Source organism: Microbulbifer sp. ABF4_143 (assembly GCF_056160225.1).
This window is the reverse complement of record NZ_JBSWWT010000018.1, coordinates 36,107-61,638: the sequence shown is the minus strand read 5'-3', so window position 1 is coordinate 61,638 and position 25,532 is coordinate 36,107. Positions and strand designations below refer to the sequence as shown.

General features: G+C 63.3%; 23 protein-coding genes. 7 read left to right on the top strand and 16 right to left on the bottom strand.

Features of this window, described 5'->3' with window-relative positions; all coding sequences use genetic code 11:
* The first annotated feature begins 112 nt into the window (after positions 1 to 112).
* Entirely contained in the window at positions 113 to 892 is a 780-nt protein-coding gene (locus tag ACXAF3_RS14195; RefSeq protein WP_475112972.1) for an enoyl-CoA hydratase, read from the top strand.
* On the opposite strand, the gene glpQ is transcribed toward ACXAF3_RS14195, so the two are convergent.
* The 14 genes from glpQ to ACXAF3_RS14125 all read right to left on the bottom strand — a co-directional run bounded on the left by glpQ (position 852) and on the right by ACXAF3_RS14125 (position 17,263).
* Complete coding sequence (glpQ, locus tag ACXAF3_RS14190) at positions 852 to 1,958, bottom strand: glycerophosphodiester phosphodiesterase (protein WP_475112971.1); 1,107 nt, start codon at positions 1,956 to 1,958, stop codon at positions 852 to 854. The genes ACXAF3_RS14195 and glpQ overlap by 41 nt on opposite strands.
* Before the next feature lie 258 nt (positions 1,959 to 2,216).
* On the bottom strand, positions 2,217 to 3,848 hold the full coding sequence (locus ACXAF3_RS14185; protein WP_475112970.1) for a long-chain-fatty-acid--CoA ligase: 1,632 nt from the start codon (positions 3,846 to 3,848) through the stop codon (positions 2,217 to 2,219).
* A gap of 117 nt (positions 3,849 to 3,965) precedes the next feature.
* Entirely contained in the window at positions 3,966 to 5,417 is a 1,452-nt protein-coding gene (locus ACXAF3_RS14180; RefSeq protein ID WP_475112969.1) for a M48 family metalloprotease, read from the bottom strand.
* Positions 5,418 to 5,444: 27 nt separating this feature from the next.
* Complete coding sequence (locus ACXAF3_RS14175) at positions 5,445 to 6,107, bottom strand: hypothetical protein (RefSeq protein ID WP_475112968.1); 663 nt, start codon at positions 6,105 to 6,107, stop codon at positions 5,445 to 5,447.
* A 10-nt stretch (positions 6,108 to 6,117) separates the two neighbouring features.
* Positions 6,118 to 6,774, bottom strand: a complete 657-nt coding sequence (locus tag ACXAF3_RS14170) for a hypothetical protein (protein WP_475112967.1) — start codon at positions 6,772 to 6,774, stop codon at positions 6,118 to 6,120.
* 24 nt (positions 6,775 to 6,798) lie between these two features.
* Complete coding sequence (locus tag ACXAF3_RS14165; protein ID WP_475112966.1) at positions 6,799 to 7,803, bottom strand: VWA domain-containing protein; 1,005 nt, start codon at positions 7,801 to 7,803, stop codon at positions 6,799 to 6,801.
* Entirely contained in the window at positions 7,800 to 8,882 is a 1,083-nt protein-coding gene (locus ACXAF3_RS14160; RefSeq protein ID WP_475112965.1) for a VWA domain-containing protein, read from the bottom strand. Before ACXAF3_RS14160 ends, ACXAF3_RS14165 begins: the two co-directional genes overlap by 4 nt.
* Complete coding sequence (locus tag ACXAF3_RS14155) at positions 8,872 to 10,176, bottom strand: hypothetical protein (RefSeq protein WP_475112964.1); 1,305 nt, start codon at positions 10,174 to 10,176, stop codon at positions 8,872 to 8,874. The genes ACXAF3_RS14160 and ACXAF3_RS14155 overlap by 11 nt, the downstream gene beginning before the upstream one ends.
* A gap of 135 nt (positions 10,177 to 10,311) precedes the next feature.
* Positions 10,312 to 11,106: a MotA/TolQ/ExbB proton channel family protein gene (locus ACXAF3_RS14150; RefSeq protein ID WP_475112963.1), complete on the bottom strand. Its 795-nt coding sequence runs from the start codon at positions 11,104 to 11,106 to the stop codon at positions 10,312 to 10,314.
* 27 nt (positions 11,107 to 11,133) lie between these two features.
* A complete protein-coding gene (locus ACXAF3_RS14145; protein ID WP_475112962.1) occupies positions 11,134 to 11,391 on the bottom strand; it encodes a hypothetical protein in 258 nt (85 codons plus the stop codon).
* Between the two features lie 9 nt (positions 11,392 to 11,400).
* Positions 11,401 to 13,491, bottom strand: a complete 2,091-nt coding sequence (locus tag ACXAF3_RS14140) for a PEGA domain-containing protein (RefSeq protein ID WP_475112961.1) — start codon at positions 13,489 to 13,491, stop codon at positions 11,401 to 11,403.
* Positions 13,492 to 13,927: 436 nt separating this feature from the next.
* Positions 13,928 to 15,478, bottom strand: a complete 1,551-nt coding sequence (locus ACXAF3_RS14135) for a tetratricopeptide repeat protein (RefSeq protein ID WP_475112960.1) — start codon at positions 15,476 to 15,478, stop codon at positions 13,928 to 13,930.
* A 112-nt stretch (positions 15,479 to 15,590) separates the two neighbouring features.
* Positions 15,591 to 16,820 carry a hypothetical protein gene (locus ACXAF3_RS14130; RefSeq protein WP_475112959.1) on the bottom strand — a complete coding sequence of 410 codons (1,230 nt, stop codon included), beginning with the start codon at positions 16,818 to 16,820 and terminating at the stop codon, positions 15,591 to 15,593.
* A 17-nt stretch (positions 16,821 to 16,837) separates the two neighbouring features.
* Entirely contained in the window at positions 16,838 to 17,263 is a 426-nt protein-coding gene (locus ACXAF3_RS14125) for a hypothetical protein (protein WP_475112958.1), read from the bottom strand.
* Here ACXAF3_RS14125 and ACXAF3_RS14120 point away from each other — a divergent pair.
* Together ACXAF3_RS14120 and ACXAF3_RS14115 are read left to right on the top strand one after the other, a co-directional pair.
* Positions 17,262 to 17,600 carry a hypothetical protein gene (locus ACXAF3_RS14120; protein ID WP_475112957.1) on the top strand — a complete coding sequence of 113 codons (339 nt, stop codon included), beginning with the start codon at positions 17,262 to 17,264 and terminating at the stop codon, positions 17,598 to 17,600. The two genes, ACXAF3_RS14125 and ACXAF3_RS14120, sit on opposite strands and share 2 nt — an antisense overlap.
* Before the next feature lie 27 nt (positions 17,601 to 17,627).
* Positions 17,628 to 18,110: a hypothetical protein gene (locus ACXAF3_RS14115; protein WP_475112956.1), complete on the top strand. Its 483-nt coding sequence runs from the start codon at positions 17,628 to 17,630 to the stop codon at positions 18,108 to 18,110.
* Positions 18,111 to 18,256: 146 nt separating this feature from the next.
* Here ACXAF3_RS14115 and ACXAF3_RS14110 read toward each other — a convergent pair whose 3' ends face one another.
* A complete protein-coding gene (locus ACXAF3_RS14110) occupies positions 18,257 to 19,573 on the bottom strand; it encodes an energy transducer TonB (RefSeq protein ID WP_475112955.1) in 1,317 nt (438 codons plus the stop codon).
* A 676-nt stretch (positions 19,574 to 20,249) separates the two neighbouring features.
* Here ACXAF3_RS14110 and ACXAF3_RS14105 point away from each other — a divergent pair.
* Complete coding sequence (locus ACXAF3_RS14105) at positions 20,250 to 21,320, top strand: branched-chain amino acid aminotransferase (protein WP_475112954.1); 1,071 nt, start codon at positions 20,250 to 20,252, stop codon at positions 21,318 to 21,320.
* A 365-nt stretch (positions 21,321 to 21,685) separates the two neighbouring features.
* A complete protein-coding gene (locus tag ACXAF3_RS14100; RefSeq protein ID WP_475112953.1) occupies positions 21,686 to 22,282 on the top strand; it encodes a Yip1 family protein in 597 nt (198 codons plus the stop codon).
* 58 nt (positions 22,283 to 22,340) lie between these two features.
* On the opposite strand, the gene ACXAF3_RS14095 is transcribed toward ACXAF3_RS14100, so the two are convergent.
* On the bottom strand, positions 22,341 to 22,823 hold the full coding sequence (locus ACXAF3_RS14095) for a hypothetical protein (RefSeq protein WP_475112952.1): 483 nt from the start codon (positions 22,821 to 22,823) through the stop codon (positions 22,341 to 22,343).
* Positions 22,824 to 23,067: 244 nt separating this feature from the next.
* Between ACXAF3_RS14095 and ACXAF3_RS14090 the strand changes: the two genes are divergently transcribed.
* Together ACXAF3_RS14090 and ACXAF3_RS14085 are read left to right on the top strand one after the other, a co-directional pair.
* A complete protein-coding gene (locus tag ACXAF3_RS14090) occupies positions 23,068 to 24,366 on the top strand; it encodes a parallel beta-helix domain-containing protein (protein ID WP_475112951.1) in 1,299 nt (432 codons plus the stop codon).
* The gene (locus ACXAF3_RS14085) at positions 24,359 to 25,501 is read left to right on the top strand and encodes an SO2930 family diheme c-type cytochrome (protein WP_475112950.1); all 1,143 of its coding nucleotides are present in this window, start codon (positions 24,359 to 24,361) and stop codon (positions 25,499 to 25,501) included. Before ACXAF3_RS14090 ends, ACXAF3_RS14085 begins: the two co-directional genes overlap by 8 nt.
* The last annotated feature ends 31 nt before the right edge of the window (positions 25,502 to 25,532 follow it).

The following is a 25,532-nucleotide window of genomic DNA, read 5'->3' as shown; positions in this document are numbered from 1 at the left end:
ATTAGGAACTCGCGCGCAGTATCGAAGTGGCTACTATGTGGGTTTCTTGGCAGCGCCTTCTTCCCTCCCCATGCGAGGGGCGGGGCGCACAGACAAACAAGCGGAGAAGTTCATGCAAAGCCCATGCGCAGAAATCCAGGCCTCTCTCTCAGAGCGCGTGCTGGAAATCACCATTAACCGCCCCGAGCGCAAGAATGCCCTGACCATGGCCATGTACAGCGCCATGGCAGATCTGCTGAACGAGGCGGCGAATAGCGCCGAGATCCGCGCGGTGGTCCTCAGCGGCAGCGAAGGGGTTTTCACCAGCGGCAACGACCTGATGGATTTCCTCGGTGGCTCCGCCTCCGGCGCCGACTCGCCCGTCTTCCAGTTTATGCTCGCGCTCTACCAGTTCCCGAAACCCATCGTGGCCGCCGTCAACGGCCCCGCGGTCGGCATAGGCACCACCCTGTTGCTGCACTGCGATATGTCTTTCGCCGGCAGCGACGCCATGTTCCAGATGCCGTTCGTCAATCTGGGGCTGTGCCCGGAGTACGGCTCCAGCTTTTTCCTGCCGCGTATGGTTGGGCACGCCAAGGCCTCGGAGCTGCTGTTGCTGGGGAAAAAGTTCGGCGCCGAAGAGGCCGTGGCCGCGGGCATCTGCAACGCGGCGGTGCCGGCCGCCGAGGCGCTCGGTCGCGCCCGCGAGGCGGCGGCGGAACTGGCGAAAAAGGCCCCCGAAGCTGTGCGCCTGACCAAGCAGCTCTTGCGCCGCGGCACCTACGAAGTCGGGATGGAAGTCATTCGCGAGGAGGCCGGCCATTTCCAGAAGCGCCTGGCATCGGAGGAGTTCAGGGAGGCGGCCACCGCTTTTATGGAGAAGCGGCCGGCGGATTTCTCCCGCTTCGAATAAATGCGCGCACCTTGTCCGGGTGATCGGTGAAGACGCCATCCACGTTCAGCCGGTCGACGAACAGCCGCAGCAGGTTTTCGAAGCTGTCGATCCCTTCCGGTATCTGCTCCGGGTCGGCGCGAAAGGTGTAGGGGTGTACCAGCAATTTGCGCTGGTGCGCCTTCCGCACCAGCCCGCTGGGCACCGGCCGCCCGTCCTGCAGGTGCGCCAGCATCCTGGCCCAGGGGCCTATACCGTCGGCATAGGTAGCGATCCTGTCCAGGCCGCCGGGCTGCAACATCCAGTCGTAGTCGTAATTGACCAGCGTTCCCCCGGATTCCACCTTCTTCTCGCCCCAGTCGCTCATCGCGATCAGCTGTACCAGCGGTAGATCCATGCCCAGGCGGGGCATTAGTTCCCGCTTGATGCGCTGCAGCTCTTCGGCGTCGAAGCTCTGCAGAAAGATCTTCTGCCTGCGGTCCGTGTAGCCATACTGCTTCAGTTTGGCCAGTGTCAGCGCGGCTATGTCTTTGCCCTCTCGGTGGTGAAACCAGGGTTTCTTTATTTCCGGGTAGATGCCGATGTCGTAGCCCAGCGTGCGGTTCAGGCCCTGTATCAGCTCTATCTCCTCTTCCAGTGTGGAGAGCTGGAAGCTGGACTTCCACAGCGGGAAGCGATGGGGGTATTTGGCGCTGATGCTGCCATTGGTGCGCACAAAAGACTCGCTCACCTTGAGGCGCTTCAACTCCTCAAGCGCAAAGTCGATGGTGTAGTAGTGGCCGTCCTCGCGGGCGCGGCCGGGGTAGACTTCGGCCACGTTCGTGGTTCCGTCCAGGAAAATATCGTGCATCACGATCAGCTGGTCGTCTTTGCTGAGCACCAGGTCCTGTTCGATAAAGTCGGGGCGCATCGCGTAGGCCAGCGCCTTGGATTCCAGCGTGTGTTCGGGCAGATAGCCGGAGGCGCCGCGGTGCGCGATCACCAGCGGCCTTTCCCCGCGCCGCGTGAATGTTTCCCCGGCCCCTGTGTCATGGGGCACAGCGAGCGCAGAGGCCGAGATAAGGCCGATCAAAAGCGTCTTTATCATGGTGTGTTTGTGTTGTCGGTCGGTGGCTGTTTGCTCGGCAGTATTTACCACCGGATCAATAAGAAAATATGACAGCGTCTAGGGAACCTCTGAATAATTCCGCAATGCCTCTGCGGGGCTTGCAGAGGCATTGCGGAATTATTCAGAGGTTCCCTAGCAGGCGGCTGAAAAAACATCCATGGTTTTTTCAGGGCCGTCGGGGGAGCAGTCGGAAGGGGCGCCGCGACCAGAGCGGGCGCGGCGCCGCGGCGGGCAGGCTTACGCGGTTGCCTCCTCCGGCCAGTGGTAGTCGGCGAACTGCTGGCGCAGATCCTTCTTGCTGATCTTGCCGGTGGCCGTGTGGGGCAGTGCGTCGGCTATCACGCAGTCGTCCGGTATCCACCACTTGGCCACATTGCCCTCGAAGGCCTCGAGAATCGCCTTGGTGTCCAACTCCGCGCCGGGAGCCGGCACCACCACCAGCAGCGGGCGCTCGGCCCACTTCTCGTGGGCCACGCCGATCACCGCCGCCTCGGCCACACCGGGCAGGGTCATGGCAAAGTTTTCCAGCTCGATGGAGGAGATCCACTCGCCGCCGGACTTGATCACGTCCTTGGTGCGGTCGGTGATGCCCAGGTAGCCGCGCGGATCTATGGTGGCCACGTCGCCGGTGTCGAACCAGCCGTCGTCCGTCAGCGCCGACGCCTCGGCCTTGAAATAGCGTTCGCACACCCAGGGGCCGCGGACCTGCAGTGCGCCGAAGGCCACGCCGTCGTGGGGCAGCGGCCGGCCCTGTTCGTCGACGATGCGCATCTCCACCCCATAGGCGGCGCGGCCCTGCTTCAGACGCAGCGCCCGGGCCTCGTCGGCGGGCAGTGACGGCGGAACGCGGGGGTTGAAGGTGCCGAGCGGGCTCATCTCCGTCATACCCCAGGCGTGGTGGGTATAGACGCCATGCTTCTGTTCGAACTCCTCCATGACGCTCCAGGGGCAGGCGGAGCCGCCCACCACCACGCGTTTCAGGCTGGGAATGGTCTCGCCGCTCTCGCGCAGGTGTTTGAGCAGTGCCAGCCACACGGTGGGTACGCCGGCGGCCAGGGTGACACCCTCGCGCTGCATCAGCTTGCTCAGGGTTTCGCCACAGCCCATTTTCGGGCCGGGGAACACCAGCTTGGCGCCCACCGCCGGCACCGCGTAGGGAATAGACCAGGCGTTGACGTGGAACATGGGCACCACCGGCAGCACGGTTTCATCGCCTCGCAGCGCGAATACGTCCGGCATCAACACGCCATAGGTGTGCAGCACCATGGCGCGATGGGAGTAGAGCACGCCTTTCGGGTTGCCGGTGGTGCCGGAGGTATAGCAGAGGGCGGCCGCGGTGTTTTCGTCCAGCTGCGGCCAGTCGAAATCCGCGGATTCCGGCGCGATCAGCTCCTCGTAGCAGTGTACGTTCGGCAGCCGGGTGGCGGGCATATTGGCGCTGTCGGTAAGCACCACATAGCCTTTGACAGCGGAGAGCCTATCTGCCAGGGCTTCCAGCAGCGGCACGAACAACGGATCGATAAACAGCCAGCGGTCCTCCGCATGCTCGATGATATAGGTGATCTGCTCCGGGAAGAGTCGAGGGTTGATGGTGTGACACACCAGACCGCTGCAGGAAGTGGCGTAGTAGAGTTCGAAGTGGCGGTAGTCGTTCCAGGCCAGGGTGCCGATACGGTCGCCGGGGGCGGCGCCCAGCTTCTGCAGCGCGTTGGCCAGTTGGGCGGCGCGCTCGAAGGCCTCGCGGTAGGTGTAGCGGTGCAGGGGATTGTCTGCGGTGACGGAGACAATTTCGCTGTCCGGGAAGTTGTTCCGCGCGTGGCGCATAACGCCGGTCAGCGTGAGTTGGGACTGCATCATCAGGCCGAACATAGTGTGCTCCTTATTATTATCGGTTTTGTGATTTTGGCTTTGTTGCCGTTGAAAAATTCGCTCGCGGCCATGGGCCGCCCCGACACCGGGGCTGGAACTTTTCGGCGCCGGCCCGGGTTACTGGACTATCTTGATCCACTCCCCCGGCTTGGGCTCGCCCCGCGGATAATAGCCGTTCAGCAGGCGCAGCTGCTCCTCTGCGTATTCGCCAATTTCCATATGCCTCGCCAGGGAGGCGAAGGTGGTCTTCTCGTTGGCCTTGACGTAGCGGACGCGCTTTATATTCGGTTGAATAATGTCAGTTTTACGCAGGGGGCGGAAGCTCCTGATGCTGGTCAGGAACAGATTGTCATACTCGCTGAGTGATTCTGCATCCGCCGCCTCGCCGTTGACCCGGCCCTCGAGAATATACTGTCGGCTGCCGTAGTAAATCACCGCCACCCGCTCCGGATCGCCGCTGCCGGCGGATGGCAGCTTGCCGGTGTGACCCTCCAGCCGATACTGGTTCAGTTTTTCGCTCTGCTCCAGGTCGCGCACCGCGTACACTTCGCGCAGGGCCATGTCCGCTGGCTGGTTGCCATTGCGCTGCGCCACTTTGATCGTGATGGTGGCGCTGCCGTCGGGCGCGGTTCCGACGATAGCGGAGCGCTGGTTTTCCACTTTCCAGCCCTCCGGGAACAGCAGCGAGAAACCCAGGCGCTTGTGGTTGTAGCGGTTTTTCTCCGACTGCTGCGCGTTCTGCCCGTAGACGAGGCCATCGGTTTTTTCGCGGTAGTACTCGATCTTGGTGGTCTTGCGGTCTTCGGGCAGCTTGCCCGCCGCCTCGACCACCTCCTGCAGGCGGATATCGTTGCGCGGGTGGGAGGAGAAGACGCCGTGGTAGGTCTGCTGTTTCTTGCCCTCGACTCTCGCCCGGCGCCGGGCGAAGGTCTCCTGGTCCTTGAGCAGGCCGATCACATTGATCATGGCCTGGGGGTCGTAGCCGGCGTTATACATATACTGGGCGCCGAAGCGATCCGCCTCCAGCTCCATTTCGCGGCCGTAGCCTTTCACCGCTGCGGTGGTCCAGAGTTTGGTCACGTCACCGACCACGCCGCTGCCGGTCACCAGCACCGAGAGCACGGAGGCGACCCCCGCCCCCGTCGCGGCGGTCTTCTGGCGCACGGCGTGGCGCGCGGTAATATGGCCCACTTCGTGGGCGAGTACCGCGGCCATCTCCGCCTCCGAGTGCAGATAGGTGAGCAGGCCGCGATTGATATAGACGTAGCCGCCCGGCAGCGCAAAGGCGTTGATGTCCTGGCTGTCGATGATCGTAAAGTGATACTTGAGGTTCGGCCTGTCGCTGGCCGCCGCCACCTTCTGGCCCACGTGGTCCACATAAGCGGTGAGCACCGGGTCTTTGTAGATCGGCGTGCTTTGCACCAGTTTCTGGTGCATCTCCCTGCCGATTTCGATCTCCTTCTCTTCGGACATCAGCACCAGGTCGGGGCGGTTGGTGGCCGGATTGAAGGCGCAGCCGGCGATCGCTGCCGCCAGGGCGCAAATAAGAATTTTATTGAAATAATGCATCGGTCTTTCCCTCCCTCGTTTGCACCGCTATGAGCTGCCGCCCTGCGACGGCAACAGGAATTCCTGCAGTTGGGCGGCCATGCCCTTGCAGGCATTGTTCTGTACCCGCGCAATCAGCGGGATTGGAATCACTATCGCGGGCATATAGGAGGTGCCCTTGGCGTCGGCGCTGAGTTTGCCGGACAGCTCCTGGTCGCGAAAATCCCACACCGATGCCTCGTAGTCGGACTCCTTGTCCCAGGTGCCGAAGCCGAAGCAGCCGGCCCCGCCGGTGCCGATGGAACAGCCGATGGAGCCCGCGCTGGCGGTGGTCTCTGTGGAGCCGTCTATCCAGACGATATATTTGACGCCGTAGGCCTCCATGCGCTCGCGCACATTCGGAATTTCCAGCAGGCGATCGAGCGAGCGCAGGTGCATGGGCGCCGTGCGCGGCTCGAACCAGGGGTACATGGCGTCGACAAACTGTTGCTCAGGGATGACATTGACGCCGCGATCCGGATCGTGCAGCTGTCTGCCGACACAGTTGATCAGGTCCGGCTCCGTCTCGTACTCGCTGGAGTGGCGGCGCCCCAGGATCACCACCGAATCGCCCTCGGCCAGCTCTCCGTCACTGCGGCGGTACTCGTCGATCACCACGGTGGTGCAGCCACCCAGCAGGGCCAGGATAATGACAACAATGGATTTGGACACGGGAACCTCCTTAGTCCGCGGCGTCTACTGCCTTCATGGAAAGGGCGCGTCGCTTTTCGGCGAGCATCGCCTGCAGTTCCGGCACCCTTTCAAAACCGGTGTACAGGGTCGCGCCGGCATCCCGCAGCGCGACATCGATCGCCTGCGCCAGCGCATCCTCCTGGGACTTCAGGAAGGCCGTCGGCGTCTTGCCATAGGCGGTGATGACCCAGTTGGCGACGGATTCGCCCCGCTGGTTGTAGGCGTGCATGTCGTATTTGATCCACACCTCGAAGATGTTGACGCGGGTTTCCCGCGGCATGGTGAACTGCAGTTCTCGGACCTCCGGCACTATCACCAGTTCGACACTGTCCGGCAGCGGCTGCGGATAGCTGGAGAGTGAAATCGTCTCGGTAAACATAGCGCCAAGCACCGTTTCGAACAGGTTCCTTTGCGCCCGCCCGGTGTTGATATTCCACTCGTCGCGGTCCTCGCTGTCCTCGTGATAGGTGAAGTTGCTGAATTCGTCACTCAGGTAGATGCCGACGGTCAGCGGGTGCTGTTGCCCCACCGGCTGCGGATACTGGCCGTCCACATGCACCGTGTGCGAGCAGGCCGCCGCCATCAGCGCGGCGAGAAGCAGCGCGGCCTTCGCCAGCCGGTTAAATCCGTTTACTGCGTACTCCATGTCCATCTCCCCGATTGCTATCGGCTATCGAAAGTCGTTCAACCCGACGAAGGTGCCACCGTTGCGGTAGGTCAGCTCGCGCATCAGCGCGGCGAATCTCAGCCCGGTCGTCTGCAGGTGCGGCGGGCGCGAAAACTGGATAGGAAAGCCGATTGCGTGGATGCGCACATTGCGCTTCGCCTCGCCGTGCTGGGCGTTGACCCTGTCCACGGCGAGCATCACGTTGCGGATCGATTTTCCGGTGAATTCGTCGCCCAGCACATAGATGCTGATTTTCTTGTCGGGATCGTAGAAGCTGCGCACCGCCTTCTGGATTCCCTCCACGGGACTCGAGTTGCTGAATGGGTTCCAGGAGCGCAGGCGTTCAAGAATCGCCTGGCGGCGGCCCGGTGTATCCGGAATCCACTTGTTGCGATAGTTGGAGAACATATAGTCCCCCATGTCATTCATTACCTGGATGCCCTTGACGTTGGGGTACAGGTCGAGGGTGTTGACCATTTCGTTCATCATCCGGTCCCAGCCGTAATTGAACATACTGCCGGAGGTGTCGATGATGAACAGGATATATTCGCTGTCGACCGGGATGCCGCCGATGACATTGTTCTTGCGCTGGTAATTCTCCCCGAGCAGGCGGCGCATCTCCTCGGTCATGGTCTGCAGTGCCACGGTCAGCTCGCCCTTGAGGCGGCCCTCTTCGCTCTCCCCCTCCGTCTTGCGCGCGTAGAGGGTTTGCAGCGTATCCAGCTCGCCGCGCAATTTGGCGATGCGCGCGCGCTCTATGTCCAGCTGTTCGCGTTTGGCGTTGAGGTCGCGGTTGAGAACACTCGTCTCGCCGCGGATTTCTGCCAGCTGGTGCTGCAGTTCGCGGACCTGGCCCTCCAGGTCCACTTCGGCTTCCTCCAGCACTATCGGTTCCGCCGTCTTGGCGATCATCAGCAGCAGCACTATGGCGCCGAAACCACAGCAGATGACGTCGAGAAAGGAGATGCTGAACTCCTCCTGACCGCGCTTGGTGCGATTGCGTCTCATGGCCAGTCCCTCGATGGCGCGAGGAAGGAACCCTGGGTTTCCATGGCGAGCTTCCAGAACTCGCTGGCCGCGAACGGGTCGCCCTCCATGGGCGCGAGTATCACATTGACCGGGATATCCTTCGGCAGCGCCTTCACCGCGCGCTTGAAAAGGCTCCTGCGCGCCTTGCCGGAGATGGTATTGCCGCGGGGTTTCTTCATGCCCTGGGTGGGCAGGCCGTCGGTGATCAGGATGATATTGTCCGGCAGCGGTGACATGGCGCTGACGGCATGGAAGACCCGCTCGAGGCTGGTGCCGTCGTCCGGCACTATCTTGTCCAGCGCCTTGATCGCCTTGTCCAACTGGTCGCGGTCGTCCACGTTCAGCCAGCGGTCCTCGGTGCCGGGAATGGCGGCGCGAAAGCCGGTGTTGAAGGTGTAGATCTGGTATTGGCTGTCCTGCGGGAACTGGGCCGTGAGCCAGGACACGGTATTGACGGCGCGGCGCCACTTCTCGGTCTCGCGCTTCACGCGCGCGGACATATTGCGCGTTCGGATCACCTTGATCAGTTCGTCGCCGAGCATGCTCGCGGACGCGTCCAGCAGTATCAGTATGCGGTCGCCGCCGAGGCGCAGTCCGGTGAGGTACTGGCGGTCTCCGTCGCCGACGTACTTGCGCACATTGTTGCCCAGTTTTTTGTTTTCCTCTTCCAGGTTTTTCTTCGCTTCCTGCAGTTTTTTCAGTTTCTCCTGCAGGCGTTTGATGTCCTGTTCCTCGCTGGCGCTGTCGATCTCGGCGAGGTTGCCCTTGACCGTTTCTATCTGCTCCATGATGCGCCGCGCCAGCCCCTGCGCCTCGGCGAGTTCATCGCTGGTGACATCCAGCGTATTGCGCGCGAGCACCAGGTGTTCGCGGCCGAACTCCACCTCCTCCTGCAACAGGTTGACCTCTGCGGCGAGGTCCTGGGTCTCCACTTTCACCTCGTGGTCGGAGCCGTGTTTGATGATCAAAAAGATCAGCGCCACGGCCCCGAAACCGCAGGACATGATGTCGAGGAACGACAGGCTGAAGGTGGAAAAACGCCGTTTTCTACGCGCCATAATGCTCCACACTGATTGCGGTGATCACTTCGTCGGCATCCGCGATGCCGATTTTGTCACCGGCGTTCAGGTTGACCGGTGCGGCGATCTCCTCGCCGTTCAGCATCAACCGGGTGCCGGCATCGACGCGCATCGCGAGCCGGCCGGCATGGCTGGTCACCGTGGCCGCCGGGTGATCCGGCGGCGTCGGCGTGACGCTGAACCTGCCTTCCTGCCAGAACAGGAACAGGGGCTGTTGTGCGGCCAGCGCGCGGTGGCCGAACAGCAGGTGGGTCGCGGCGGCCTCGGCGGCGCTGTTCACCTGTACCGCGACTTCGTTGGCGGGCGCCGCGCTCAGCGCATTGACCAGGCGCAGGGCAGCGGTTTCGCTGTGGATTTCCTGCCAGCGCCTGGCCACCGCCTGGGCGATACAGTTGTGCGGCAACAGGTGGATGCGCTCCGCCAGCTGGGCGCCGCCGGGGATCTCGGCCCAGCGGTGGGAAACGAAGATCACGCTGCTGGGTTCGGCCAGGTTGTCGATCATGGCGCGCACCCGCGACAGTATCGGCGTGCTGGCGTCCTGCAGTTGGCGCAGGCCGACCTTGGCTGTGCGGTCGTCGAGTTCCGCCATCACCTCGCCCTGGCGCATGGCGCGGCTGACCCACTGCGGCATCATGTCGTAGAGCTGCTGCTCCGAATCCGCCGAGTGCAGCGGATCGAAGCGGCACTGCATGACAAAGGCGTCGGTAAACACCCGCGCCCAGGCATCGTGGAAATCCTGCAGCCCGGCGTCGGTCACCGTTTCCGCGATATCCAGCACCGCCTGTTCGTGCACCGCGACGCGGCTGACCAGTGTCTGGTGGCGCTGCAGTTCCACATGCAGCTGGACGCCGCGGGGCGCCAGGCTGCTGATACAGGCGGTGGCGGCATCCACCAGGCCCACCGCATTGATCGGGCTCTCGTTGACAATGCCGAGCAGCAGCGCCAGTTGCTCGCGGGTGAAATTGCCCGGCACCGCCAGCATGATCTCGTCCGGCAGGTCGCAGTGTTCCGAGATTTCCTGCAGGTGGCAGTAGGCCAGGTCCGCGTGGTGGCGGCAGCGGACATTTTCCGACTTCAGGGATTCCAGGCTCAGCCGGCGCCAGAACTGGCTGTTGACCTGGGTGGGGTGGCTGCGCGCGCGCATCAGCGCCGCGGTGCCGACCTGTATCTGCTGCGGTTCTATCACCGCCACACCGGGGCTTTCCAACACCTCATCGGTGCCTATGAATACACGCAGGCCGCTGTCGTTGATTTCCAGGACTCCTTGTCCCATGGATGTTTCCTCTGTTGCAGTTTGCCGCTGGGGGCAATTCGTTTTTTGTAGGAGCGGCCCATGGCCGCGATCAAAGGTCAGTAATGTTTGCGAGCTCGATCGCGGCCATGGGCCGCTCCTACAAGGTGTTTTTCCTCAACTCACTTTCAGGAATCTCAACAGATTGTTGTCGCAGTAGTTCTGGGTATCCAGCACCAGGCGCTCCTGCATCAGCTGTAGCTGGTGGGTGAAGAACATGATGACGATGCTGATGACCAGGGCGATGAAGGTGGAGTTGAAGGCGACGCCGAGGCTGACGGTAACGCCGGCGATATCGCCCTCGACGGCCCTGTGCGCCTGCGACAGCGCCTCTCCGATGCCGCGCACCGTACCGATAAAACCGATCGACGGAATGGCCCAGGTGATGTAGCGCACCATCGCCAGTTCGGAATCGAGGCGGTCGCCCTCGGTGTCGCAAACCTCCTTGACGGAGTTGGACACGGCGGCGACGTTCTTCGTGGAGCCGAAGCGCTGCAGGGCCGTGAGCAGGGCGCGGGGCAGCAGGTAATTGCGCTCCTCCTCGGGCAGTGCCTGGATTGGCCGGGACAGGTCGCGCGCGTCCTCCGGCAGTATCGGCGTGCCCTCGCTGACGTTCAGCAGCGCCTTGTCCAGCAGCTGGCGCTCGCGCATGCTGCGGCGCGCCTTGAGCCCCATGATCGCCATGGCCCAGAGCATCAGGACAAAGCAGGCCTCCTGCTCGTAGTCGCGCATCACGATATACAGGGATCGCTGCTGCACATAGGTCTCGCCGGCCGCCTCCCGGGCCAGCTGCTCTTCGATCAGCGCGTCGGCGTTGGGGCGGATAATGGCCACATAGATGGCGTGCACCAGGATGATCGCGCCGAGTAGCGCGAACAGCTGGAAGATAAAGTCGGAGGATTTGAATTTCATGGTTTTGCTCTTGCTCAATGTCGCGCTCTAGATATCGATGGGGTAGGACACCGACAGGTCTTCTGAGATTTCCTCCGAAGCCTTGTAGTCGTCGGCATCGCTCTTCTCATTCTTTTTCCCGGTTTCTGCCTGCGCCACTTTTACCGGTTCCTCTTCACCGCCTTCGCTCTTTTCCTCGGCCGCGAAGGGACCGGAAACCGGCGCGAGGCACAACAGCAGGGCGAGCGCGCAGGCCGTCGCCAGTGCGGGCGGCTGCTGTTTTCCACTCTGGTGGTATCGGCTCATGGCTGTCTCCTATTGCACCCAGCGCGCGACGCGGAAGCCGACGTCGTTGCGCGGCTCTGCACCGTAGTCGCGGTAGGCCAGGCGCAGTTCGGTCAGGCCCGCATGGCGCCAGCTGGAGCCGCGGATCACGTGATAGTCGCCATCCTGTGGTCCAACCGGGTTCTCCTCCCGGCGCATGGACAGGCCGGTGCCTATGGTGTAGAGGTCGTGGATCCACTCGGATACATTGCCGCCTAGGTCGTAGATGCCGAGGTTGTTGGGGCGGTAACTCGCAACCGGGGCGGTGGCGGCGTAGCGGTCGCTGTAGGTGCGCAGCACCGCCGGGACCAGCTGCGCGGCGTGGTTGTCGGCGTAATTGCCGGAATTCTTCCTGACCGGCAGATCGTCGCCCCAGGGAAACTTGCGCATGGCGCCGCGCTCGTAGCGCGCCGCCCAGGCCCACTCGGCCTCGGTCGGCAGGCGGTAGCCGTTTGCGCTAGCGTCGAAGCCGGTGATCCTGCCGCCCTGGGTGTAGTAGACGGGTTTCAGGCCGTCGCGCTCGGAGAGCCAGTTGCAGAACATGGCCGCGTCGGCCCAGCTGACATTCACCACCGGCAGGTTGTCGTTGTCGAGGCTGATGCCGTTTACATGGCTCGAACTGTGCATGCGCCGATAGCGGCGGTACTCGCGGTTGGTGACCTCGGTAGTGCCGAGATAGAAGGGGCGGGTCAGGGAGATCTGCCGCAGCACCTCGTTGGCGCGGCGGCCCTGTTCGCGGCGGGACGAGCCCATGGTGAACTTCGCGTTGGGACGCATCAGGCGCATGGTGCCACCGGCGGGGTGGGTGATCTCGGCGGGCACCTTGCTCCAGCGCGCCTGTTCGGCGGTGAGCAGTACCGCGCGGATACTCTGTTCCAGCTTGGCGCTCGGGACTACGGTGGTCTCGTAATCTTCGTAACCGCTTTTGCGCACCAGGATGCTGTGGCTGCGCGCCGGCAGGTTGAACGTCTCCCCGCTGGTGCCGGCCAGCCGGCCGTCGATGTAAACCTGGGCGTTGGCCGGGCTGCTGGTGACGCGCACGCGGCCGTAAACGGCATCGAGGGTGATATTCAGGTCGCGCTCTATGCCCGCGCCGACATCGATGGTGCGCACCACCGATGTGTAGCCATCCTTGAAGAAGCGCAGTTCGTGCCTGTCGCCGGAGGGCAGCTCGAGTTCCAGCGGCGTATGGCCGCGAAACTCCCCGTTCACGGTGACGCTGGCGCCCTCGGGGATACTGACGACGCGCAGCAGTCCGTCGGCGGCGCTGAGATCGACCGGGGCGAGGGTCTGATCCACTCCGGCGGTCACGGCCACCGGGATTTCCGCGGTCTTGTATTGCGGCAGCGACAGGCTGACGACCCTGTCCCCCTGAATCAGCTCGGCGTTCAGCGGCGTGCTGCCGAGCACCTCGCCGTCGACGGTGACTGTCGCTCCGGGCGGATTGCTGCTGATGCGCACCCTGGCCCAGGCGGGGCGCAGCTTGACCTGCAGCCGCTGGGTGTTGTCCAGGCCCTCGATGTCAATTTCCCGCGTATAGGGCAGATAGCGCTCGGTCAGCAGGGTGACGCGCTTCCTGCCGGCGGGGATGTTCTTCGCCAAGCCGTTTTCGCTCGCCACCTCGCTGCCGTCGACGAGGATGCGCACCGGAACCGGAGGGTCGCTGATAACCTGCAGATGTCCGGGCAGTTTTTCCAGGATGACCGCGTGGCGGCTGTGTCCGTCGCTGGTCACCTCCACTTCGCCGCTCTTGGGCAGGTAGCCGCTGGCGCTGATGGTGTAGCTGTAGTGGCCGGGCAGCACCAGGTGTCCGTCGCCGAGGGGCAGGGCGAAGCCGCTGACGCTGACGTCGGCATCGGCGGGTTGGGTTTCAAAGATCAGTGAGCGGGCCGCCAGCAGGTAGACCAGGGCCAGCAGCCCGAGCAGCAGAAAGCCGGCAACGGCCAGTGCGCGCGGCGACAGCAACAGTTTCCGGCCGCCGGATTCCACGGCTACCGGTGTGAAGCCGACGGGCTCTATCACTGTGAAGTTCTCGTCCGCGGGTTCGCTGCCGCGCACGGGTACCGCTTCCCTTGCTGTCATTTATGATTTCCTGTTACTGCGCACTTATTTCGATTTATCGCAACTGCAGTGACGCCACAGTCCCGGGCAGTCGGGGGAACAGGCCGCCGATGCCGGGGCGGATTTACAAGCCATTCACCGTGCAATACAGCTTAGCTCGCTGGCGTGATCTCCATGGGCTCCAACGGATGCTTTGGCACGGCAATCCTCTTTTCGCGCATACTGCCGTGGCGTTTCTGTCCGGGTTTTCTGCCCTTGCGAAAAACCGCACAGTATTTGACCGATATCGGAAACCAGGGTTCTCGTTCCTTGCGGGGAATTTCGGAATAATTCCGCAGTATTTCTGTGGGAGATGAAGGCTGCAGATATCAGGCGTGCCGCGAATGGCGCGACCCCGAGCAAGCGCCGGCTATGAGCTGCGCCGAAAGCCGGGGCCATGGAGTTATTCAGAGGTTCCCTAACCGTTGTTGGCGCTATTTATTTTTTCCGCGCACTGAATGACGACAGTCGGAATTTCCTCGCCCGGCGCCACGGTGAATTCCCGCCGCACGTCGCGGTATCCCTCGCGCGTGCCCACGGCGGTATAGCGCCCCGGTTTGAGTGTGATTTCGCGCTGATCGAAGTTGCCCAGCTGCCCCACGTGATAGATGGTGACGCTGGTGCTGCTGTCTGAACGCAGGCGCACCGGCAGCGGGATCAGGGCCTTGGTGAGTGCGTTTTCGAGATCTTCGATCTGCCGCTGCAGCCGCGGGCTGTCCTGGTTGATCTGGCGGGCGTCGGCGAGCACGTCGCGGGCGTACCGGTTGCGCTTGCTGCTGCCGAGGGTCAGCGGATCCTTGAGCAGATCCTGCAGCTGGTCATCCAGCCGCGCGCGGGCCTCGGCGCGCGCCTTGCCGGTGATGGCGGAAACCAGGCTGGCATCCTTTTTCAGCAGTTTCGTATAGCTTTCCAGGGCGCCGTGCCAGTCCTCGGCCTGCTCCTGTTGGCGGGCGCGGCTGAAGAGCTGTTCGATGTGCGCCAGCTTGGCGCCGTTGGCGGCCTGTTTCAGTCCTATGGCGGGCTCTTCCGCATTGGGCTTCAGTTTCTGCGCGCGCTGGAAGGCTTTTTGGGCCGCAACAAAATCCTTGTCGGCGATGGCCGCGTAGCCGGCCGACATGGCTTCGCTGTAATTCCGCTCGGTGATGGCCGCCAATACCTCCGGCAGCAGCGCTTTGGCGGGGCGGGTATCCGGGTCCACCGCGAGGGCTTGTTGCAGTGCGTCGCGCGCGGCGTCCAGCTCGCCGGCGGAAAACGCCTCCCGCCCCCGGGTAAAGTGCTGCCAGGCCTGGGGGAGTTTCTCGGCGCGCGCTTTGCCCTTGACGCCGCGCGGGTGATTGTCCGAAATGGTCAGTACCAGGTCGAAGGCCTCGTGCGCGGCGTCGGCGTCGCCTGTGTCCAGCGCCTGGTTGCCTTCGGCGAGGTGTTTTTCGATGCGCTCGGGGATGCCATCGCGCAGCTGCTGGAATGCGGCCAGTGAGGCGCGGTATTTCTCCAGTGCCTGCAGAAACTTGCGCTGCCGGTAGATGCCGTCGGCTTCCTCTGCGAGCCCCCTGGCGGCTGAGAACTCCTCGCTGGCCCAGATTTCTATCTGCCGTTCCTGCAGCTCCTCCTGCAGCATCAAAATTTCCTGCAGCACTTTTTGCACACTGCGCCGCTGCTGGGCGATTTCCGCATCGCTGTATGGGGATGCCTGGACCCGGGGCGCGGGCGTATTTTCTGTGCCCGCGTCGGCGACTGCGGGCAGGCGCGGCTGTGGCTTTTCCACCATTTGCGGCAGCAGCCAAAAGACGCCGACCACACCGAGAAGCAACAGCAGACCGATGGCTGCCGCCCAGTACTGTGAGAATGTCGAGCGGCCGCCGGCGGTTGCCTGCGCGGATGGCGCCGAGCGCTGTTGCTCGTCGCCGAAACTGAACTCGGCCGGCCGGATGGGGGATATATCTTCCGGGGACTGGTCGCGGTGTTGCATAGTGGTTCCGCTGTGCTGTTTTATTTTGTGGCTGTGTCGGCGAGGCCGCCCGCGGCGGAGGGCGTGCGGGCCGGGTTCGGGCCGCCTGTTTCCGCTCGCGGGCGATCCGCGCCTAGATGCTGCTATCCAGGGCTCCGGTTTCCGCCTCGTAGATTTCCTTCAAAATTTCCCGCCACTGGCGGTACTGGTTTTCCACCGTGCCGCTCAGTGTCACGGTGCGGTCTTCCAGTTCGACGATCTGCGGTTCTACCTCCGCCTGCATCGAGTCGCCCAGTTCCTGCAGCGCCTCGATATGCATCTTGGCGTCGCTGCGGCGGTCGAAGCCGCTCTTGATCAGGTATCCGCCACCGGCGATGCCCACCTGCCCGGCGGCGCGGGCGCTGCCGGCGCCGGAACCGGCGGCGGCGATACCGCCGATAATGGCCGCTGCTCCCATGATGGTGTGGTTGCGGGCCTTGCGTTTGAGTTCGCGCATCTGTTTCGTCTCTTCGTAGCTGAGCGCGCGCCACTCCTGATAGGGCGTTTGCATGGATTTGACGAAGGTACCGTAGTAGCCCTGCAGGGTGTCCACGAAAAGGTAGTCGCGCTCGCGGATGCGGCGCACGCGGGCGAGCATTGGGTCGTCTTCCGCCGGCAGGGCGCTCAGGTAGTAGATGCCGTCCTTGCTCTGACTCAGGTAGCGGCCAAATGCATGCGGGGAGAAGCTGCGCGCAAAGCGCATTTCGGAGATGGTGCGCAGTTCGGCGATCTGCCGGTCCGACAATTTTTGCCGGTAGGCGAGCATGTCGTTGGCGATGCGGTTGTAGATACCCTGGAAGGCGTCGCCTTCGGTGGGGTGCTTGCGGTCGTAGGCGTAGTGGGAGGCCTGCTCCGTATACTGCTTGCTAAACCAGCGCTGGCCGCGGGAGTCGAACACGGTGACGTCGACCGTCAGCGTTTCGCCGTCGGACTGCACGATACGGCCGGAGACGGTGACGTCGATATTGGTGCGCTCCGAGGGGATGACGCGGACCGCACCCCAGCCCTGGCTCGATTGCAGGGATTCGGCCAGCGTCACGGCGATATAGCGGGATTCCGCCTGGCGCAGTTCCGGGAACACCAGCTGGTCCTCGTCGGCTTCCGCGCTATCCAGACCCGGATTGAACTGCACTATGCCCACGTCGAGCAGCCGCTCCTCGGCAATGGTGGCGTCCTCCACCGTGAGCGGGGTAAACGCGGTGGTGCGCACTTGCGTGCTGGTGCAGGCGCTGACCGCCAGGATCAACAACAGCAGCAGCAGGCCGCGGCTGGCGGGCCCGCTGACAGCCCCTTGGGTGAACAATTTCCGCTGGGAAAAAAACATTCCGGCTTCCTCCGCTGTTACTTCTGTCCGTTTTTATATTTGCGATACTCTTCCCACAGCTTTTCGCGCAGCTCCGGATCGGACTCGCGGGTTGCGGCTTCGCGTATCTGGCGCGCCACCACATCGTCGTCGTTGCCGTCGGGAATATCCGCCGGAACCACGGTGGGGGAATTGGTGTGGTTGTACTCACCCTTGCGGCCCGCGGTGGGCAGGCCCGGGCCCGTGGCCTGGCCGCTGGAGTTGTTCTGCTCCGGGCCGGTGCCGCCCTCGGCTCCGCCCCCCGGGGGCGCCGGGATTTCCGCCTCGGCGGATTCGATCAGGTCTTCCAGGGATTCTCCGGGCGGCGGTTCGTCCGCGGCCTCCTCTCCCTCCTGCTGCGCGCTGCCGGGGCGGTTGCGCACATAGTCGCGCTCGCGCAGGATCATGCCGTCGTAACTGGCCATGGTGGACTCGAACTGGCCTTCGAGTTCCGCCACCCGCTCGGCGGCGCTGGCCGGGGCCTCGTTGGGGGCGCTGCCACCGCGGGCGGGGCTGCCGGCACTGCTGGCGGGCTGGCCGGACGTCGCGCTGTTGGCGCTGGAGGCACTGCTCTGCGATGCGCTACTGGACGAGCTGCTCGAAGAGGCGCTGCTGGCAGAGGAACTCGACGAAGAGGCGCTGGACGAGGCTGTCTGCTCCTCCTCGGAAAAATCGACTTCGTCCGGCGGCTCGCCCTGGGTGTTGCTGGACGGGTCCGGCGGCATGCGGCTGTCCTCCGGGCGCTGGTCGGACTCGCTGTAGACGGGTGCCGAAGGGGTGCGGCTGCGCGTGTCGGGATCGGGCGCGCCGTCGGCGGCGGAGCTGCTGCGCCGCGAGGACTCTTCGCCGTTGCGCGAGGCGGTGCTGGCGCTGCTGGACTCGCGCCCGGATTCAATGCTCGGCAAATCCATGCTCGGCCGGCTGCTGGTGCTGCCGGGCATGCCCTGGCCCGGCTGCCGGGGCGAGCTGCTCGAGGGCATTCCGCTGCTCGCCGTCTGCGGCTGGCTGCGGCTCGAGGAACTGCTGCTCGACGACGAGCTGGATTGGGACTGGGCGCTGGAAGACGACTGCGACTGGGAGGGCTGCGCCGGCGGCTGCGACTGGGTTTGCTGGCTCTTGCAGCCGGCGACGGCTGCGCTCAACACCGCCACCGAGACCAGCGCGCGCCAGCCGATGTGGCTTCTGGATGCCTGGTGTACCGCTTTCCGTAGTGTCATTTTGTCTCTCCTGAGGCACCCTGCGGGTGCGGTCGGATGCGTAATTGTGCGGTGAAGGCCGAGCCGGTGTGCCGGCTCGGCGGAAAAAACAGCTGCGGCCTTCTGTGGTCCTGCAGCCAGCTGAATGTTTCGACAGCGGCTGTTATCCGGGGTTTGTCTCCGCTGTTCACAGGGGCGCCAGAATTGCGCACTTGGCTTTCTTCAATCGAAAACGAACCTCTGCACTATGCCCTGGGTGTCCACCGGTTCGCCATTTTCAAAGCGCGGGCGGAATTTGGCGCGCTTCAAAACATTGCGGACCCGCGAGCGAATGCTCACCCGGTCCACCGGGTAGGCATCGAGAATCCTGATGTTGCGCGCCTTGCCGAAGGCGGTGACATCGTAGGAAACGGTGACATAGGAATTGGCCAGTGCCTCGCGGTCTTCGTCCAGCATCGGCAGCGCCGGCAGTGCTGCGGGGCGGCCGAAAATATCCTCGATTTCCTGATTGGTGGCGCCGTTGTCCCACAGGGCCTGATAGGCCTCGCCGTAGGTTTCCCGCGCCGAGTGCCACTTGTTGAACATCATGTACCAGTCACCCAGCTCCACCTTGGCCTTGGCGGAAGCTGCCGGCGGGGACTGCGGGTTTTGCTGGTAGACATCGACGATGCGCGCGATGGCTTTCTTGCCGGAGCTGAAGCTGTTCATGCGATAGTGGTCGAGCTGGGAGCGCTTGTGCGCGTCGACCCCGCCGCCGCCGAAGTTGGTGTTGATTACCACCGGTTCCTGCGGCTCGCCCTGGTAGGTGAGCAGATAGTAGTTGGTGATCTTGAGCCCGCGCAGGGCGTCCACCAGACGCAGGTCATTGGCGCCGAAATTCTGCGTGATGATATCTACCGCCAGCTGATACAGGTCGGTTGCGCTGATCAGGTGCTCGAACAGGGTGCCGCCTTTCTCCTCCACATAGGCCTGCAGGTGCCAGCGGCTGAGGTTGTTGATGACCGGCAGCATGCGCGGGTCTTTTTCACCGTAATTGCGCGCGTGCAGCCAGTAGAGGTACTGCTGGTTGTCGTTGGCCTCCTCCCACTGGTTGAGCGCAATCTGGCTTTCGATCATGCGCTCGATCATCGGGATCTGGTTCAGGGAGTAGAGACCTTCATTGACCCGGTTGATCAACATGGCGCGGCGAAATTCGCTGATGGCCTCCTCGTGTGCGCCGGATTTTTGCAGCGCCGTGGCCAGGCCGAGCAGCTCTTCATCCATGCCGGCGCCATAGGCGCCGTGCTGGGCCTCCATTTCTTCGATGCGTTCGCGGTAGCTCTCCACCACCTCCGATGGCCGCAGTTGTCTCTTGGTGGTTTTCAGGGGTTTTGAGGCCGCTTCGATAAAGGCCTGGGGTGGGGCTTTGGTGTCCTTGATGACGGGGGTGTCTTCGATGACGGGAGCGCCAACTTCGGCGTAGGCGGTGCCACACAGCAGAGCTGTGGCTGTAAACATCAAGCCGATAGCAAAGGAATTGCCGATTTCTGTCTGTGTCACGATTGAACCACTTCCGTTCCATGTTTTGCTTCACCCGTTTCCAGCCGCTGGGCGCAACGCCTGCGCGGGTGGAAAGGCGGGCACTCTCTCCGCCCGGGTGTGAAGCCGTGCGGATTCTCTCTCCCTGAAGTGTGGTTCTCTCACAATCCCTGACGTGCCCGGAGCCTGTTACTTCCGGCGACAGGTTCAAGGCTTGCGGACTATTTCCGCGTCGCCACCTGTGAATACGCGCCCGGCGCCTGTTGTCCGACTCCTCTGGTGCGTACCAAGGAGTATAGCCACAGCAATTCGCCTCCTGGCGACGGCGGCGGCGAAAGCAACAGCCTGAGTGCCGATTTGCGACGGGGCGCACTACCACCATTTCGGTTTAGCAGTCCCGGGGCGGCAGCGGCGGAGCGGGGCGGGGATATCGGGAAAGCAGATGCCAATAATTTGACGCTCGGAGAATGTGGTGACATAGGTTCCCTGGCGGTGTCGGTCGCCGCCGACGTGGCGAGAGAGACGCGAGAAAGAGACGCGAGAGAGACACCGCCGGCCGCGGCCTAAAACAGCCATCCTAATTTCAGCGCAGAATACCGCTGCTCCGTTGCGCCGAATCGTCTGGAAAGGGTGTCAGATTTGGATTGCAGCGCGGCAAGCGCCATAATCAGCCCATTGGAATAAGAGGAGTACGCCGGTGAGTATTTATATCGACCCAGCCGTGGCAACCAGTCTGCGCGGATTCGAGATGCCCGAGAAACTCGGCTTCGGCAGTGTCATGGCGCCGGTCATGTTTCGCGCCGTCTGCCAGGATGGCTGCTGGAGCAGCGGCGAGCTGATTCCCTACGCCCCCCTGTCGCTGGACCCGGCGGCCAAGGTGCTGCACTACGCCCAGTCCTGCTTCGAGGGTATGAAGGCCTACCGCACCGGGGGCGGCGGTGTCGCCCTGTTCCGCCCGGAGCGGAACGCGGCGCGCATGGCGCACTCCGCCGAGCGGCTGTGTATGCCGGCGGTGCCGGAATCCCTGTTTATGGATGGCGTGCGCACCGTGACCGCCTACTGCGCCAATCTGGTGCCGGCCACGAGCGGCGAATCCCTGTACCTGCGCCCCTTCCTGATCGGCACCCAGGCGGACCTGACGGTTTCCGCCAGCACGTCCTACGAGTTCTATGTGATCGCCAGCCCCTCCGAGGCCTACCACGCCGGCAATATGCGCCTGTGGGTGGAGCGCGAAGACGCCCGCGCGGCGGTGGGCGGCACCGGCGACGCCAAGGTGGGGGGCAACTACGCCGCCTCGCTGCTCAGCATCGCGCGACTCAAGCAGCGCGGCTACGACCAGTCCCTGTGGCTGAATCCGGGCAACCGCACGACGGTGGACGAACTGTCCGGTATGAACTTCTTTGCGGTGATCGGTGGCGAGCTGCACACGCCCGCGCTGAACGGCGCCATCCTCGAGGGGGTCACCCGCGACTCGCTGATCGATCTGGCCCGCGATCTGGGCTATGTGGTACACGAGCGCGCGATCGAGATCGACGAACTGCTGCGGCAGGTGGCGGAGGGCAGTTGCGAGGAGGCCTTCGCCTGCGGCACCGCGGCCATCATCAGTCCGATCAGCGTATTCGGCGACGGGGGCGAAAACTACCACCTGGCCAAGGCGCCGGGGCCGGTCGCAGAGCGGCTGCGCCAGGCGCTGTTGGATATCCAGGAGGGGCGCGCCGAGGACAAGTTCGGCTGGATGCACCCGGTGGAGATGGTCAGCGTCGACTGACCCCGGCCTTGCCCGTAGGAGCGGCCCATGGCCGCGATCGACGGAGCCTGCCTGTTCCGATCGCGGCCATGGGCCGCTCCTACAGTAATTCCGGGCGTTCCGGGCCCCGCAGAGTTGTTCGGTATCACTTTGCTTCCCGTATTTGTTTCCTGCAGAAACGCAGATGTAATTTCTCCCGCCAATCTCTCCGCAACCGTTGACTTGCGCGACCGAAGTACCTACAACTGAATCGACAAAATAAGAAATGAACTGGAACTTAGGGGATGGCCTTTCGGTGGTATTCCTCATTTTGACAAGCAGTTCCCAGATCAAATTGAGCTAGTAGGTCTCTCCTGGCGTTCCTCCCAGAGTGTGAGGAGTTCGGGATGTTGATCCATATGTTCGGACTGTTGGTACAGCCGCGCAGGCAATGGCAGCTCATTGGAAACCTGTCTGAGAAAAACCTTCGCCGCCAGATACCCTATGTCATAGTGTTGGCACTGCTGCCGGCGCTGGCGTGGTATTTCGGGACCACCAGGGTGGGCTGGAGTATCGGCGGTGGCGAGCCGGTGCGCATCACCAGCGACAGCGCCCTCGGGCTGGTGGCGGTGTTCTACGTGACCATGGTGCTGGCGGTACTGGCCATCGGTTACTTTATCCACTGGATGGCCAAGACCTACGGCGCCCGCACCTACCCGATGAAGGGCATGGTCATCGCGGGCTTTACCGCAACGCCGATCTTTATTGCCGGCGCCGCCGGTTTCTATCCGCTGCTGTGGCTGGACATACTGCTCGCCACCTTGGCCGTGGCCTATGCGGTCTATCTGCTCTACCTGGGTATTCCGATCGTGATGGGGGTGTCGGAGGAGCGCGGCTTCCTGTTCGCCAGCGCGATAGTGACCGTTTCCCTGGTGGTGGCGGTGTTGGTGATGGTCGGGACAGTGCTCTTCTGGAGCTATATCTCGGCGCCGGTGTTCCACTGATCGCTTTGCCCCGCGGGGCGGCCCCGGGGCCGCCTCTGGATTCCATGGCCCTCCCCGCTCAGGGCGTATAGCGGTACTCCAGCAGATAACCGTTTGCCAGTTGCAGCCGCTGGGCCGCGGCGCTGCCCCTGTGCAACTCCACCTCGAACAGAGACTTCACCACCGGGCGCGGTTCCGTATCGATACAGTGCGCGCGCATGGCCGCGATGGTCTGATCCTCGCTGATCACCGAGTGCTCCACAATTTGCAGCACCAGGCTGGCGCCCGCCACGCGCAGCCGGTAGCCGGGGCCGCTGGCGAGCGCCACGCGGTATTTCACCGCACCCCAGGGGCCGTCGCAGCGGATCGCCAGGTATTCCCGCGGCGGCGCCCGCCCCGGCATGGCGCCGGATTCGAAGGCTTCAAATGTCTCGCCCAGTGCCTGCCGGGCCGCGTAGCGCTGCCCGCCGGGTGTGACTATTTGCAGGTGAAGAACTCCCGTGGCCTGGGCGGCGGCACTCAGGCCGGCGGTGAGGGCGAGGAGGGGGGCGAACTTGTTCATCGGTTTACGGCCTGTCCTGGCTGGGGCCTGTTCACACTAAATTCGGCGGCCGCATCCGGCAAGGGGACGCATTCAAGGCGTGTCTTGATGCCAACTGACCGTTTGGATACTATCGGTTTCCCTGGCAGCCAGCCATTTTTTGCGCGATCAAATTGGTACGATTGTACCTGTTGCGGCCTGGCGAGCGGTTTTGCGACTCGCGGGCGCTGTCGGGACTCATAACTCGAATAAAAAGGAATACAGCATGAAGACTGCAGCCCATATGATGGGGGTGGCACTGGCCGCCGTACTGGCCGCGGCCTGTTCTCAGGACACGCGAGAGCGCCAGGCCGATCACACCGAGGCCTCAGCCGATTTCCAGAAGCAGCTGCTCAAGCGGCTGATCTCCGCCCAGCCCGGCGATGTTATCGAACTGCCGGCGGGCAAATTCCAGCTCAACCGCAGTCTGTCGCTGAATGTGGACGGCGTGACCATCCGCGGCGCCGGTATGGATGAGACCATCCTCTCGTTCAAGAACCAGATCCAGGGGGCCGAGGGCCTGCTGGTGAACGCGAGCAATTTCACCATTGAGGACCTGGCCATCGAGGACACCATCGGCGACGCGCTGAAGGTCAACGAGGGTGAGAACATCATCATCCGCAATATCCGCGTCGAGTGGACCAACGGCCCGTCCACCGAGAACGGCGCCTACGGCATCTACCCGGTGCAGACCAGGAACACTCTGGTGGAGGGCACCGTCGCGATAGGCGCGTCCGATGCGGGTATCTACGTGGGCCAGTCGCAGAATGTGATCGTGCGCAACAACCGCGCCGAGTACAACGTGGCCGGTATCGAGATCGAAAACACCATCGGCGCCGACGTCTACGACAATGTGGCCACCAATAACACCGGCGGCATTCTGGTGTTCAACATGCCCAACCTGCCGCAGCCGGGGCACAGCACCCGCGTGTTCAACAACAAGGTATTCGCGAACAACACCGAAAACTTCGGCCATGAGGGTACACCGGTGGCGGCTGTCCCGGCCGGGTCCGGTGTCGTGATCAACTCCAATGACTATGTGGAGATCTTCAACAACGAGATCGCCGACAACGACACCGCCAATATCATCGTCAGCAGCTACTACATGGCCGGCTACTACAGCGACAAGTCGACCCAGGAATCCTTCGATCCCTACCCGGAGGGTATCTACATCTACGACAACCAGTTCAGCGGCGGTGGCGGCTCCCCCGATCACCTGGAGCTGAAGGCGCTGAAGCTGGCCAAGTTCGGTCTCAACGGCAGCCTGCCGGATATCCTCTGGGACGGCGTGGTGGACGAGAAGAAGATGGTCGACGGCCAGGTGCCGGCAGAGCTGAAGCTGTGTATCGATAACGGCGATGCGGGCATCATCAATGTGGACGCCGCCAACGATTTCAAAAATATCTCCACCGACATTGCCCCGCACAAGTGCAGCCTGAAAAAACTGCCGCAAATTGTGCTGGATTTCGATTCCCCGGCGGGTGAAGAGCGGGATGTAGCGAAAGTCGAGGCGGCCGATGCGTAAAATAATTTGGGGCGCGGTGCTGGCCCCACTTTTCGCCGCTGCGCTCAGCGGCTGCGATGCCCCCCGCCAGCAGGTAACCCTGCACGAACGCGACGCAGTGCCGGAGCGTTTGAGCGAGTGGCATCTGGTGGAGGCGATTGACGGCGAGCTGTCGCTCAACGACGGCGTGCTGCCCTACGACTTGAATACCGCCCTGTTCACCGACTATGCGCACAAGCTGCGCACCGTGTGGATGCCCGCCGGCAGCGCCGCCGAATACGGACAGGAGCGCTTCGAATACCCGGTCGGCACGGTGCTGAGCAAGACCTTCTACTACCCGAAGGGGCAGGGCGGCGCGGTGCTGCGCACCGACGACTACAGCGGCGACTATGTCGCGGGCAAGGCCGGCGAAGCTCTGGACCTGGATCGGGTGCGCCTGGTGGAAACGCGCCTGCTGGTCAAGCGCGCGGACGGCTGGCAGGCGCTGCCCTATGTGTGGAATGCCGAGCAGACAGACGCGACCCTGGAGATCGCCGGGGATGCCAGCCGCCTGCAACTGGTGAATGCCGGTGGCGAAAGCACGGCGTTCACCTATGTGGTGCCGGATGCAAACCAGTGTGCCGGCTGCCATGCGGACAACCACACGAAAAAGAAAATCATGCCCCTGGGCCCGCGGGCGCGCCATCTGAACAAGGACTACGCCTACGCCTCCGGGGCGCAGAATCAGCTGCTGTACTGGCAGCAGGTCGGCTACCTGAGCGGGGTGCCGGAGATCGCGGCGGTTCCGCGCAACGTGGATTACGCGGATGCCAGCCTGCCACTGGAGGAGAGGGCGCGTTCCTATCTCGATATCAACTGCGGCCACTGCCACAACCCGTCCGGACCCGCGGACACCTCGGGGCTGATGCTGCACCACAGCGAACGCGACAGGCGCCGCCTCGGCCTGTGCAAGCCGCCGGTGGCGGCGGGTACCGGCAGCGGCAACCGGCTGTTTGCGATAGTGCCCGGCGAACCGGACGAGTCGATATTGAATTTCCGCGTCGAGTCCACCGATCCCGGTGCGATGATGCCGGAGCTGGGGCGCAGCCTGGTGCACGAAGAGGGTATCGAGCTGCTGCGCCAGTGGGTCGCGGCCATGCCGGGCAACTGTTCCTGACTTTCACCTGTCGGCTTTTTGTTGCCGCGCT

Excerpts from the sequence above, each read along its gene's own strand:
- ACXAF3_RS14095 (WP_475112952.1), bottom strand. The coding sequence starts at position 22,823 with ATGAACAAGTTCGCCCCCCTCCTCGCCCTCACCGCCGGCCTGAGTGCC.
- ACXAF3_RS14130 (WP_475112959.1), bottom strand. The coding sequence starts at position 16,820 with ATGTTTTTTTCCCAGCGGAAATTGTTCACCCAAGGGGCTGTCAGCGGG.
- ACXAF3_RS14155 (WP_475112964.1), bottom strand. The coding sequence starts at position 10,176 with ATGGGACAAGGAGTCCTGGAAATCAACGACAGCGGCCTGCGTGTATTC.
- ACXAF3_RS14145 (WP_475112962.1), bottom strand. The coding sequence starts at position 11,391 with ATGAGCCGATACCACCAGAGTGGAAAACAGCAGCCGCCCGCACTGGCG.
- ACXAF3_RS14140 (WP_475112961.1), bottom strand. The coding sequence starts at position 13,491 with ATGACAGCAAGGGAAGCGGTACCCGTGCGCGGCAGCGAACCCGCGGAC.
- ACXAF3_RS14135 (WP_475112960.1), bottom strand. The coding sequence starts at position 15,478 with ATGCAACACCGCGACCAGTCCCCGGAAGATATATCCCCCATCCGGCCG.
- ACXAF3_RS14090 (WP_475112951.1), top strand. The coding sequence starts at position 23,068 with ATGAAGACTGCAGCCCATATGATGGGGGTGGCACTGGCCGCCGTACTG.
- ACXAF3_RS14100 (WP_475112953.1), top strand. The coding sequence starts at position 21,686 with ATGTTGATCCATATGTTCGGACTGTTGGTACAGCCGCGCAGGCAATGG.
- ACXAF3_RS14180 (WP_475112969.1), bottom strand. The coding sequence starts at position 5,417 with ATGCATTATTTCAATAAAATTCTTATTTGCGCCCTGGCGGCAGCGATC.
- ACXAF3_RS14165 (WP_475112966.1), bottom strand. The coding sequence starts at position 7,803 with ATGAGACGCAATCGCACCAAGCGCGGTCAGGAGGAGTTCAGCATCTCC.
- ACXAF3_RS14150 (WP_475112963.1), bottom strand. The coding sequence starts at position 11,106 with ATGAAATTCAAATCCTCCGACTTTATCTTCCAGCTGTTCGCGCTACTC.
- ACXAF3_RS14125 (WP_475112958.1), bottom strand. The coding sequence starts at position 17,263 with ATGGCCAGTTACGACGGCATGATCCTGCGCGAGCGCGACTATGTGCGC.
- ACXAF3_RS14120 (WP_475112957.1), top strand. The coding sequence starts at position 17,262 with ATGGTGGACTCGAACTGGCCTTCGAGTTCCGCCACCCGCTCGGCGGCG.
- ACXAF3_RS14160 (WP_475112965.1), bottom strand. The coding sequence starts at position 8,882 with ATGGCGCGTAGAAAACGGCGTTTTTCCACCTTCAGCCTGTCGTTCCTC.
- ACXAF3_RS14195 (WP_475112972.1), top strand. The coding sequence starts at position 113 with ATGCAAAGCCCATGCGCAGAAATCCAGGCCTCTCTCTCAGAGCGCGTG.
- ACXAF3_RS14170 (WP_475112967.1), bottom strand. The coding sequence starts at position 6,774 with ATGGAGTACGCAGTAAACGGATTTAACCGGCTGGCGAAGGCCGCGCTG.
- ACXAF3_RS14085 (WP_475112950.1), top strand. The coding sequence starts at position 24,359 with ATGCGTAAAATAATTTGGGGCGCGGTGCTGGCCCCACTTTTCGCCGCT.
- ACXAF3_RS14185 (WP_475112970.1), bottom strand. The coding sequence starts at position 3,848 with ATGTTCGGCCTGATGATGCAGTCCCAACTCACGCTGACCGGCGTTATG.
- glpQ (WP_475112971.1), bottom strand. The coding sequence starts at position 1,958 with ATGATAAAGACGCTTTTGATCGGCCTTATCTCGGCCTCTGCGCTCGCT.